We start from the raw sequence: 12426 nt of genomic DNA, 5'->3' as shown, positions 1-12426 counted from the left end.
GGACCTCGTTCTCCCATAGTATAAATATACGATTTTCAAATATATAATATCAATTCATTGGTCATCGGTTAAGGAAAAATCGTTATCAATTGAATTGATTTTCATAAAATTTGTTAAATTATTCATCAAATGCAAAACTGGAATCTGATATCGATTTCAATTTAAACACTAAACATTTGGGTTTGAGTTTTTCCGTCGAAATCGAGATCAGCAGCTCAAAATCCTTAACCGAATACAAATGAATATCAATTAGATACAAATTGACCATCTATTTTTACCCTACCCGCAAAATTAAACATCGAGTAAACACTATCAGCAAATAAGATTGAATTAAGCAGATTGTAACCAAATGTATACTCTGACAGCATTAATATATTTTCATCATCATCAAAATCGCCACATTTCTTCATAGAATAAATTAAGCCGTTCCTATGAATTTCGACAACGCTATTCATAATTCTATCTTTCCACTTAATACCATACTTTGAAGGCTCTTCTGATCCATACAAATATTGAGGCGAGTGAGTAATCTTTACCATTGATTTTCTGAGCTCATTGCTGATTCTCATCCCATCAGTCGCGTCGATTATTCTTTCTTCGATTCGTAACGGGGATACAATAATATGACAATCGATTATTTTTGATCTTTTTTCAATGGGTATAAAAACTCTGTTGAATGATACAGCTTCGCTTATGTATCGAGATAAATTGCTAACTCCAAAAAATCTTTCACGATACATAGCTTCTATTTCATGCTCTGCCATAGGTGCCGCTTCAAAATTGTATCTCTTGAAATATCTATTTCCTCTACTGAAATAGTAAGGTTTGTTCTGACCTTCTGGAATATGTATTATCAAAATAATTCTATCAGAATCAGGAATTGGAACTTTTTTGAATTGAACACTAACCCGTGGCGTTATATTGCCTATAATTAATTGTTCTAATCGTTCGTAGTTGTAACTACCATCAATTCCAGTTATAGCTTCTGGATAAGATCCTCTGTTACTTCCCTTTCTTCCACTTTCTTTAACACCACATACTAAGTAGCCTCCCCGACTATTAGAAAAAGCAACCACTTCTTTTAATATAATATTATCATCATCGATTTTTTCTTTATAATCTAAAATCTCAGACTCTTCAATCTGATCATCTTTTAATTGATTTATATCAGAAAAATCAATTTCAGATACAGGTTTACTGAACAGCATAAAAAGTAATTAATTTAGATCTTAATATTTTTTTCGAAAATGTATACTTTGTTAGGCTATGCAACATTGGGAAACCGAACAAGTCGAATAAAACGAGACCTTCTGGTCTACTCGGCCAATTAAATGGTGATTTCCACCATATTTTTTTCATTTTTCCACTTCGAAAGCCTCATATCCCTATATCACGGTATATAACTACAAAAATATAATTTGAGCTTACCCAAAAAGTCAGTAATGCATACCGAAAAGTTGAAATATCTCTAAATATCCGGGCATCCGTTTCGTTTTTGCATTGCATATTGTAAAAGTTATAGTAGGTAACCACTTTTAGGATAGGCTCTTAAATTTGCTGTAAATTTGGAGTCAAGTTTTTGCGTACTATGAGAAAATGAATCAAATAATACGAAATTTTCCACCCAGTAACTTCTTGAGATTTGTAATTTTATAAAAAAATAGGCATATTTTTGGGCAATGTCGCGAATTTGCTGTAAATTCAGTTCATTTTTTACTTACTGAATATAATCCATTCTCTTAATATTGGATTTTAAACTACCAACTTTTTGAGATTTCTAATTTTACAGAAAAATAGGTACACTGCCAATAATACTCGGAAAATAAAATTCAGAAAATTATAGTAATCTAAAAATAGTGATATGAGGGGTAGTTTTTCCAACCTTACTATGAAAAGCAAATGTACTCGCTTGTCAGATCAAATCAATAACCCTCGACATCCTGCTAATTTACTTTGTTTTATCTTTTCTTACTTCTATACAAGAAAATACAGAATAGACATATAATGCCACTGATTATACTAAATCCCGGAGATTTTGTACTTTCTTCAGTGACATTATTTTCAATAGTGTTTGCACTGTTGCTTGAGTTGTTGCTTGCATTACTGCCTTCACTAATGCTTGCAGTATTGCCTGCATTACTGCCTGTAGTGTTATTTGTGGCTGTTTGAGCAAGTTTTGCATTTATTATGTTACCTTCGTCCTTTGTGCCTGTTATTGCGAAGGAAGAGTAGCCAGGTACGTTCGCTGTGAAATGCAAGAACTGATCATCTTCACCTGTTAGATTTACTGGCAGTTCTATCCATTCTTTTTTCTCGTCATCGTACCAATCAAGTAGAATTGAAGACTTGTTTATATTATTCTCGTTTACCCATGAGGTATTAACTTTAAAATTGACAGATGAACTCTCAATATTCTTTGAGTTTCCATAACCACCATTTCCAACCCATATATTGAATGATTTGTAGACAATGCCTTCAGGTAGCTTGGAAACCAGGCTTGACTTATTTTTCAGTTCCTCTACTATTGTAGTGGTCTTTCCTACGGTTTTTATTGATCTGAATGTTATCGATTCAACACAGGTTACGTTATTAGTAAAATTAAAATTCACATCCTTTCCACTGGCAATAAAGTTCTGTAAATTCTCTTTTACCTGGACATTACTGGCTGGTTCGGGGGATCCACCAATGCTTCCACTGCTGCTTCCACTCTTGTGGCTGTGTCCTTCACCACTGCTGTCACTGTTACTATCACTATCACTATCACTGCTACTGTCGCTTTCGCTATTACTATCGCTGTCGCTATTGCTATCACTTTCGCTGTTACTGTCACTATTGCCGATAGTGTTACTATTACTGTTGCTGTCGCTTGAATTGCTTTCTTCCAGTACGTTTATTGTAGTGATTTTCGAGGAAGTTTTGTTTTCATTAACTACTGTCAGGTTAACATCATAGTTTCCGGCTGAGGAATATATGTGCAACGGATCCTGCTCGGTTGAAGTATTTCCGTCTCCAAAATTCCAGTACCATTCGTTTGCGTTTTGCGACAGATCTGTAAATTGCACATCGAGAGGTGCATAGCCGCTCGTGGTATCTGCATCAAAATCCGCTACAGGAAGGGTTTCTTCTTGATCCGGTTCTCCCTCAACATTTATATTTAGAGTTTTCGAACTCGAGCCATTTTCATTATTTACGGTCAGGACAACAGTATAGTTTCCTGCTGAGAAATAAGTATAATCCGGGTTCTGCTCGGTTGAAGTTGCTCCGTCTCCAAAGTCCCAGTTCCATTCATTTGCATTTTGTGATATATCTGTAAATTGCACAGAAAGAGGAGCAGGGCCACTGATAGTGTCTGCATTAAAGTTTGCTACAGGAAGAATTTTTTCTTGATCCGGTTCTCCTTTCACAGTTATACTTAGAGCTTTCGAGCTTGAACCGTTTCCATTGTTTACGGTCAGGACAACTTTATAGTTTCCGGCTGAGACATAGGTATGCGCTGGACTCTTCTCGTTTGAAGTAGCTCCGTCTCCAAAATTCCAGTTCCATTCGTTTGCATTCTGTGATATATCTGTAAATCGCACAGAAAGAGGAGCAGAGCCACTCATGGTGTCTGCATTAAAGTTCGCTACAGGAAAAACTTTTTCCGGAGCTGGTTCGCTCTGAACAATTAATTTTTGAGTCTTTGAGTTTGAGCCCTTTTCATTATTTACAGTCAGGACAACGTTATAGTTTCCTGCTTCAGAGTAGGTATGCTTTGGGTTTTTCTCTGTCGAAGTACTTCCGTCTCCAAAGCTCCATGCCCAGGAAGTTGCATCCGTACTTTTATCAGTAAATGCTACATTCAATGGAGCTTTTCCAGAGGTAGGGGACATAGAGAATGCAGCAACCGGCACGTTTACATCGTTATTATCGGGAGTTTCATCGCTATCCGTGTCATCGCTTCCACCAGAGTTCCATTTCGCATAATACGGCATTCCTTCCTGATACACGCCACTAATACTTTCTGTGGTAACTGTCTTTGTCTCAAAAGATGTATCTATGAACTGCCCACTCCCTATGTATATTCCCACATGACTGGTAAGCCAATAATTCCTGTTGTTTTTAGTGATGTCCTTTTTCCAAAAAATTACATCACCGGGCTTCGGAGAAGCTGTAGTAACATAATATGCATTTTTTTTCATGTTAGGCACAGTTTGGAAAACTATGTCTTTGGCTCCGGCTTGCTTATATACTTGATATACCAAATGAGAGCAATCAATGCCCGATCTGCTGTTACCTCCATGCACGGATTTAACTCCAATCCAGCCTTTTGCGGCTGCTACTACTGTGGACTCGGATGTTCCTGCAGGAGCTGCTGATACGAGGGGTATGAATGCTATTAAGATAGCTACAAGGAGTATGGCTATTAGTTGATATTTTTTAATCTTCATTTTTGCTCAGTGCCTGTACTTTACTAACTTAGTTGTACTATCTGCATTTATTATCATTAGAGTAACGCAATGACTCAACTGACTTTTAAAAACATAACTCAGTTTGAATGTAAGCTTAATACCAGTACTCGTTTATGGACGTGAAGTTGAACACATTGACAGTACTCGTTTATGAACGTGAAGGTGAATACATTGACCTTTTGCATTTATAATCATTCAGTTAGATTTATGCAGTATTCTCTTTATTAAATATCTAGATTTTCCTTTATGGAACTGGCTTTCAATAAAAGTGTCAGCAACTTTCACCTTAAAATGTAGAAATGTAATTATTCTGATGTGTAATATATGTTCAACAGTTTAGCTTTGAGTTATGAGGCAATGAAAAGAGTGGCAAAAAGAAGGGAGTTTAAAACATTTAAATTGAAAAAAAGTCCGTTTATTACTGATTATTATCGGACAGTCCTTTTTATGGGACAGTCCTTTTAAGTCATGTGGCTGCGTTAATTGATTTCACAACATCGATATAAAACTAAAAGCAACGGCACAAATATTTGCAAGCTCGATATCAGATACGTCCTTACGATACTGTTTTTGTTCAAATTGTGTCATCAAGCTTCTTCAGCGTTGCAAGCATTATTTGCAGGCTCTCCTTGTATGCAAGGATGTCCTCTTCATCCAGCCTTCTGAGAATCTCTGAAGCATTTTCTTCAAGTTCTCCCATGAACCAGTCTCTGTAAGCTTTTCCCTTTTCGGTGAGAGAAATAAGGTTTTTTCTCCTATCCTGGGGGTCTTTTTTCCTGCAAACAAGCCCTTCTCTTTCAAGAGCATCGATCATACTTGTCAAGCTTCCCTTCTGAAGATCAAGACATTTTCCCAGGGTTGTAGGCATAATATTGTCTATTGACCCAATAATCATAATTGCTCTATTCTGATTTTTATTGAGGTTATAAGGACTCTCCCCTGGTTTGTGAAAAATTTTAGCAAAATTTTTTTGAAACAGATTGATTATCTCAAACTGGAGTTTTACTGTTTCTTTTATCTTTTCTTCCTTCATTGGTATCACAGTCAGGGTTTTTTGCAGTTTGATTTGCAGTCAATATTCGGATGATAAAGGCAGGATAGTAGCCATTAGAGGTCTTTTTGCGAGGCGTTCCTTATCCAGTAGACTTGTTTGCGAGGTGTTTCTTAGTTGAATTTGCTGGTCTTAACGGGTTTTACAAATTTTCTTGAGTTTGACCGTTTTAATTGTACCTTATCATCCGAATTGTGACCGTTTTTAATTTACTATTCAGTTTCTTACTGTTAGATTTCAAACTAAAAATGAACCGGTTTTATTTATACTTTATGATTTGTAATTAAGGCCTATTTAAACGTTAGGCGTCGATGTATAATCAAAGATTTTCTCGGTTTCACATTTGCTGTCCTTGGCCTGTCTTATAGAAGTGGGCACTATCAGTGCTCCATGTACCTCTCGTGAGGAAATAATCCTCAACATAAAAACCCGAACCTACAAAGTATGAACCTACAGGGTAATAGACCTACAGGATATGCTACAAGATATGAACCTATACAAGACATGAGCCTATAAGATATGGACCTACAAGATATGAACCTACAAGATATGTTTCTCTAAAAGTAGCTTTTTTTACGAATCCGTACTTAGTGGAAAGTTCTGTTTCCCATATTTTTAACCATCATACCAGATTTACCAAACCGACAGGAAAATTTCAAGCTGCCAGAAAAAGAGATTTATGTTTAAAAATCAATAGTTCCTTACGGTTAGGTGAGCTTCATTGTAAAGATAAACTTAAAAAAGAATATATCTTTCGAACCTGGAACTCTGAAAAACGATACTGAATGGATACTGAATGGATACTGAATGGATACTGAATGGATACTGAATGGATATTGAATGAAATCAGGTGGTAAAGTCTACGGATCTAATTATAAACTTATAATAAAAAGCCGCAAAAACACCTGACGAATTACTTCCACACAAAAATCTGTAGATAATTATCCATTCAGCATTTTCCTACTACTGCCCCCTCTTTTATCACACACCTCAAATACACCTGCGCCCACACAAAAGTAATAATTGAACCGATTACTGTACCCACAACCAGTCCCCACCAGACTCCGAGTAACCCCCAGTCGAGTACGAACGCAAAAAGTAAGGAAAAAAATAGAGTCATCACAAGACTTCGCAGAAGAGTAGCAGCAAGGGCGCTTGTACCCTTTCCTGCACCCTGAAAGAGAGAACCTGCGAGCATTCCGAAGGTTACAACTGGATAGAAAATCGTCATAATTTTAAGAAGTTTCGTCAGTTCAGGAGCTATACGGGCTGCATTTTCGGTATGTGTAAAGACAGCAGCAATGTCTGGGGCAAAAAAATACACTATGGCGGCAATTATCATTTCTACGAGAAAACCGATTTCAATTGCATAGATAAGGGTATTCTGCGCTTTTTTAAAGTCCTTCTCTCCAAAGGCAGCTCCACTGATTGAGACTACAGCGATTGAAACTCCTATAAGAGGAGAAACTGCAATACTTGTTACTCTCCAGGCTGTTGCGTAAACTGCAACTCCGTCCGTACCACCAACGGTTGCAATAACAAAGTTCATTATAAGGGCGGTCAGTGCCAGAGCAAGCTGTTCTATTGATGAGGGAATTCCTACTCGGAAAATATCCCTGACAATTAATTTGTTGAATTTGAAAGAGTGAAACCTGAAAGAAATATAGGTGTCTTTTTTAATAAAAAACCAGTAGAACATCAGCAGTCCTGATATGGCAAAAGAGATAACTGTAGCCAGTGCTGCTCCTGCGACCCCAAGCCCCAGGGTATATATAAAAATGGGGTCAAGCACTATATTAAGGCCCGAACCCAGAATCATGGATCTCATAGCTCTTTTTGAATCTCCTTCACTTCTCAGGATGGAATTCGCAATATTTGTAAAAAAGAAAGCAAAACTGCCTGCAAAAATCACCCTGGCATATTCTACTCCCAGTCCTGTCGTTCTTCCAGCCCCACTGTAAATAAAGAGATCCTTTATAATCGCAAGTCCAAGGACTGTAAGGGCAACTGTGGAGATAAGCATTATCACGAGGGTATGAACTGCAACATTATCCGCACCGGCTTTATCCCTGGCTCCTATGCGTCGAGAAATTGCAGCTCCTCCTCCGACTCCTAACCCGCCAGTAAGCGCCATCTGGATTACATAAAATGGAAAAGCAAATCCAATAGCAGCCAGGGCATCAACTCCAAGCCCGGAGACCCAGAAGGTATCAGTAAGACTGTATATAGTCTGGACAGACATGGCAACTATAGTAGGAATTGAGAGCTTGACAACGGCTTTCCTGGGATCACCGAGAAGAATATTCACCCCTTCTGTACTCTTACGAGGGACTCCTTCTTTCTCTTTCATCCTGTCCCATGAGTACTCGTCAGCGTCTTTGCTTCCGGTTAATGATCCACTGTTCATTTTCTCCCGCCGTTTCCAGAACTACCTGCAGTTATGATGAGATTTGAGATGTGAAATCTTCATTTTATGGAGAAAGGGTCATGAGCTTTATATATAAAAAAGTAATACTCAAAACCATCCTTTACTGAATCGCTATTTACTGTTAGGCTTATTGACCACATATAGAGATGATAACAATATGAAAACAGTAATATTTAAAAGTCACAATTTTAAAAATAATCCGTTTCCTTTTTCTTATAGGGTAGAAAAATCATGATTTATCGTTTTAGGGCTTACAGAGTGGAATTTTTATTTCAAATCGTATCTTTGTGATAATTCTGGAGCAAAAAGGTGAATACTATGTTTTCCAAGTCAGAATTTAGAGAAGTAGTAAAGTCTATGGGTCTTGTTTTCGGAGATATCGGGACAAGTCCTATTTATACTTTGACCGTTATTTTCCTTCTAACAAGACCTACACCCGTTCACATAATAGGAGTTTTATCTTTAATTATCTGGACACTCATCATACTTGTGACTCTGGAATACGCCTGGCTTGCAATGAGTCTGGGTAAAAAAGGGGAAGGAGGTACGATAGTTTTAAAAGAAATACTCGTTCCTCTGCTCAAGTCGAGTAGAAACGTAGCTCTGGTCACATTGTTAGCTTATATAGGAACATCTTTCCTCATTGGAGATGGAGTAATTACTCCTGCAATAAGTATTCTGAGCGCAGTCGAGGGCTTGCGAATTATTCCTCAGTTCGAAAGCATAAGCCAGGGAACAATTATACTTATTTCTGCCGCAATTGCAGTAGCACTTTTTTCAGTCCAGAGCAAGGGAATAGAAAAGATTACGTGGGTTTTTGGGCCTATAATGGTTCTATGGTTTGCAGCCATTGGATTTTCAGGTATCGCCTCTATTTTCTATACTCCAGAAGTACTTAACGCTATCAATCCTTATTATGCTATCAGTTTTCTTCTGGATAACGGGATTGTAGGATTTTTTGTGCTATCCGAAGTCATCCTGTGCGCCACGGGAGGTGAAGCACTATACGCTGATATGGGACACCTGGGAAGAGAGCCTATCTTAAAAGCCTGGAGATTCGTGTTTATAGCACTGGTTTTGAATTATCTCGGGCAGGGCGCGTTTCTTCTCCGAAATCCTGGTTCGACAAATTTTTTGTATCAGATGATAAACCAGCAGGCAAACATACTTTATATCCCATTCCTTCTCCTCAGTATCATAGCTACAATTATCGCTTCTCAGGCTATGATCAGCGGTATGTTCTCTATAGTATATCAGGGAATAACAACCCGGATAATTCCAATGCTGAAGATTGATTATACCTCCGGGATATTAAAGTCCCAAATCTACATAAGTACCATAAACTGGCTTCTTCTTATTTCTGTATTATTTATGATGCTTGTATTTAGAGAGTCGGCCAGACTTGCAGCTGCATATGGATTGGCAGTTACAGGAACCATGTCTATTACGGGCATAATGATGACTTCGATATTTTACCATAGAAAAGATATAACTAAAGCTGTTATTTCGTTATTTATAACACTTATTGACATAGTATTCCTTCTCTCAAATAGCTATAAAATCCCCCACGGGGGCTACTGGTCAATCATCATAGCGGCTTTTATTCTCTCTCTTATACTTATATATACATCCGGACAAAAGAAATTGTATGAACTGATGAAACTCATGAGTGCTAAAGACTTTCTTAAAAAATATAATTATTTATATGCCACCCAAAATAAAATTATGGGGACCGCCCTCTTCTTTACGCGTGACATCGAAAGCATTCCCCAGTATATTTCCCATGTGATGTTTAAAAACAACATCATTTACGAAAATAATATTTTTATTTCCATTATCAAGTCTGACAGCCCGTTCGGAATAGAAAGCTCGTTCACAAAAGAACCGGCAAAAGGATTAAAAATTTTGGAAATACGAGCAGGATACATGGAAATTGTTAATGTTGAACAGATTCTTGAAGACCAGGGCGTTCACGAAAAAACCATTTTCTACGGAGTAGAGGATATTTTTACTAATAACTTAATCTGGAGAGTATTTTCCATAATCAAAAAGATATCACCTTCCTTTGTCCAGTTTTACAGGCTCCCTACTGACGAACTTCATGGGGTTATGACGAGGTTCGAAATGTAAAAACGGATAAAAACGGACATGTACATTCCAAGCCTTCAATCCGGGTTTAAGACGAAAACTCGGTAGTCTGAAATCGGGGAAGTAACTAGGAGTCTTAGTTTCATGATTTTATGTTACTTTCTACAGCTTTTTGTGGAAAAATTTGAATTTTTCCTTTTATGACCTCATTGATTTCTATTTTTCCTTTTTTAACCATTAAACTAAACATGGAAAAATGGATCGATTTTTCCTTCAGTTACACTTTAACTCTTTTTTAGCCTGATTTACTTCTTCTTAACAGCATAAACTCCTAACAGGCTTATAGCGTTAATATTCCTAATTCAGAAACACTATATGAGCTAGCTCTCTTCTTTGGCTTTTACTCTTCCTGTCTCTGTTTCGGCTCCTCTGTTCTCATCAGAGCTAGAGCCTGCTCGGAAATTACGGAAGTTTCTTGACTTCAAAGTGATGGATTAGTTAGTTTATGAATTAGTTTGTCTTTAAAATTTTTGATGTTGTTTCTTTTATTACTGGCTTATCGGCTGCGTCAGTAACAGTAATTGTACGCCTGGCTCTATATTATTTCTACCAACATTACTTTTAATACACAAATATAGACATTCAAACAAAAATTAGCCGAAATCTCAAACCACAATTCTTATCTGTATTAAATTATGTGATGAATTAAGTAATATTTTATAACTGAAAATGCAAATCGAAAATCGAACAACTTCATCCTGGTTTACGTGCCTGTTCCTGGTAATAAACGATCCCTATGTTATCATGTTTTCAGGATTTGGTTTTTAGCATTATTGGCTTGCTTTTTGCTATTTCACGCTATGCAATTTGAAGTCAAAGCTGAAAATTAGCCTGCTTTGCTTAACAAAAAATTTCACAAAATACAAATTTTCAAGTCTAAAATCTAATTCGAGAGTCTCACAAAGGTAAGAAGATGAAGAACCGAGTAGCACCATTAGCTGTCAACCCTGAGAATAAAACAGAGACCATACCTAATCAATCCGATAATCTGAGGACTTTTTTCCATAAATCTGCTTCGTTCGGAATACCAGGTATGTACCCTACCTTAATGGAAAGCAATAGAATCGGCCTTATCCGAGGCGATGTAGCAGAGTATAAACTTAAGATAAATGTTGGACCCGGAGAGTATGATTACATTGTACTCACCAATTATGTAAAAGAAAAGAGTCCCTGGAGTATAGTTCAAAGTAAAAACTTAATAATCCTGCCCGGTCAAGCTTTGACTGAAAGCTTCTATTCCGATATGGCTATATACTACGCTCAGCAAGGATACAGCACGTATATTCTGGATAGAAGAGAGACAAATATTCCGATGGATGAGACCAATTTCAGTTACATGGAAAACTGGACCATTGACAGTTACCTGAGTGATACATACAACGGCATAGCAGTATCAAGAGTTCATACAGCTTTCCTGAGTGATAAAGCTGTAGAGGACATAGAGGTTACGGCAATTGGCCACAGTCATGGGGCCTTGATTCTTACTGCTTACGGAGCTAGCACGTATAACGACCTTGTTTTAGGCTCGGTTAACAAAATGGTTCCTGTTGATATCATTATTAAGTACGAGCCTAAACATTCGGAGTTAATAAGATCTCAGGCACAGGAATTTGACACTATTTCCAGATGTTTGGAAAACAGGACATATAATAGCAGCAATATGGCTACTATGATTCATATAGCCAATCTGGCTTTAACCGATCCTGATCGAGAATCCATTTTTCAACCTGACCTTACAAACAAACAACTTTTCCGGCTTATGGCTACCCAAACTTATGCATTTAATGCATACCCTTATACTCCGAATTATCATTACTGGAGCGGAGATCTGGATGGCCTTTATTATGTTGATGAAGACAGGCTACTTAACTTGACCTTAACCGGAGGGGCTGTTCCTTATGCACCTAAATACCTGGACCTTTATATGGCCGGATTGATGGGAAATGTGGAAGGCTATGAGATTGACTTTTCAAGAATAAGCTCCCCTCTTCTTTATATCGGGTTAGGGGGAGGTTTCAGCGACTACGGTTCCTGGTGGTACAAAAACGAGGTCGGAAAAATAAATGATAAGGTTACTTACATAGGCTGGAAGAACCAGGGTCATGGTAGCATAGCCCTTGATTATAATTCTCACGAGTTATGGGCAATTATACATAACTGGATAATAAGCGATTATTTCTGAAAAACAAAAACCGGGAAGGTAAAAATCTGGAAAACATTCTATATCGAATATCTGAAAAATATTCAATATCTAATAGCCAAAAAGTATTCTATATCACGACACCTGAAAAATATTTAATATTTACTAGTTGAAACGATATTAATATCTTAATGGCTTATCGACTCAAACT

General features: G+C 37.3%; 6 protein-coding genes. 2 read left to right on the top strand and 4 right to left on the bottom strand.

Annotation, left to right across the window (positions count from 1 at the left end):
• Window positions 1-245: 245 nt before the first annotated feature.
• The 4 genes from ASJ81_RS15360 to ASJ81_RS15345 all read right to left on the bottom strand — a co-directional run bounded on the left by ASJ81_RS15360 (window position 246) and on the right by ASJ81_RS15345 (window position 7906).
• Window positions 246-1208: an AlbA family DNA-binding domain-containing protein gene (locus ASJ81_RS15360; protein ID WP_095645143.1), complete on the bottom strand. Its 963-nt coding sequence runs from the start codon at window positions 1206-1208 to the stop codon at window positions 246-248.
• Between the two features lie 750 nt (window positions 1209-1958).
• Window positions 1959-4427, bottom strand: a complete 2469-nt coding sequence (locus tag ASJ81_RS15355; RefSeq protein ID WP_095645142.1) for a PKD domain-containing protein — start codon at window positions 4425-4427, stop codon at window positions 1959-1961.
• Between the two features lie 595 nt (window positions 4428-5022).
• Entirely contained in the window at window positions 5023-5481 is a 459-nt protein-coding gene (locus tag ASJ81_RS15350; protein ID WP_095645141.1) for a MarR family winged helix-turn-helix transcriptional regulator, read from the bottom strand.
• A gap of 967 nt (window positions 5482-6448) precedes the next feature.
• Window positions 6449-7906: an MATE family efflux transporter gene (locus tag ASJ81_RS15345; protein ID WP_095645140.1), complete on the bottom strand. Its 1458-nt coding sequence runs from the start codon at window positions 7904-7906 to the stop codon at window positions 6449-6451.
• 339 nt (window positions 7907-8245) lie between these two features.
• On the opposite strand from ASJ81_RS15345, the gene ASJ81_RS15340 reads away from it, so the two are divergent.
• Window positions 8246-10057, top strand: a complete 1812-nt coding sequence (locus tag ASJ81_RS15340) for a KUP/HAK/KT family potassium transporter (protein WP_095645139.1) — start codon at window positions 8246-8248, stop codon at window positions 10055-10057.
• A gap of 931 nt (window positions 10058-10988) precedes the next feature.
• Complete coding sequence (locus tag ASJ81_RS15335) at window positions 10989-12257, top strand: hypothetical protein (protein ID WP_095645138.1); 1269 nt, start codon at window positions 10989-10991, stop codon at window positions 12255-12257.
• Window positions 12258-12426: the final 169 nt, after the last annotated feature.

Source organism: Methanosarcina spelaei (genome assembly GCF_002287235.1).
GTDB lineage: Archaea > Halobacteriota > Methanosarcinia > Methanosarcinales > Methanosarcinaceae > Methanosarcina > Methanosarcina spelaei.
The sequence above is the reverse complement of the archived record's forward strand: the minus strand, read 5'-3'. Positions and strand labels throughout refer to the sequence as shown.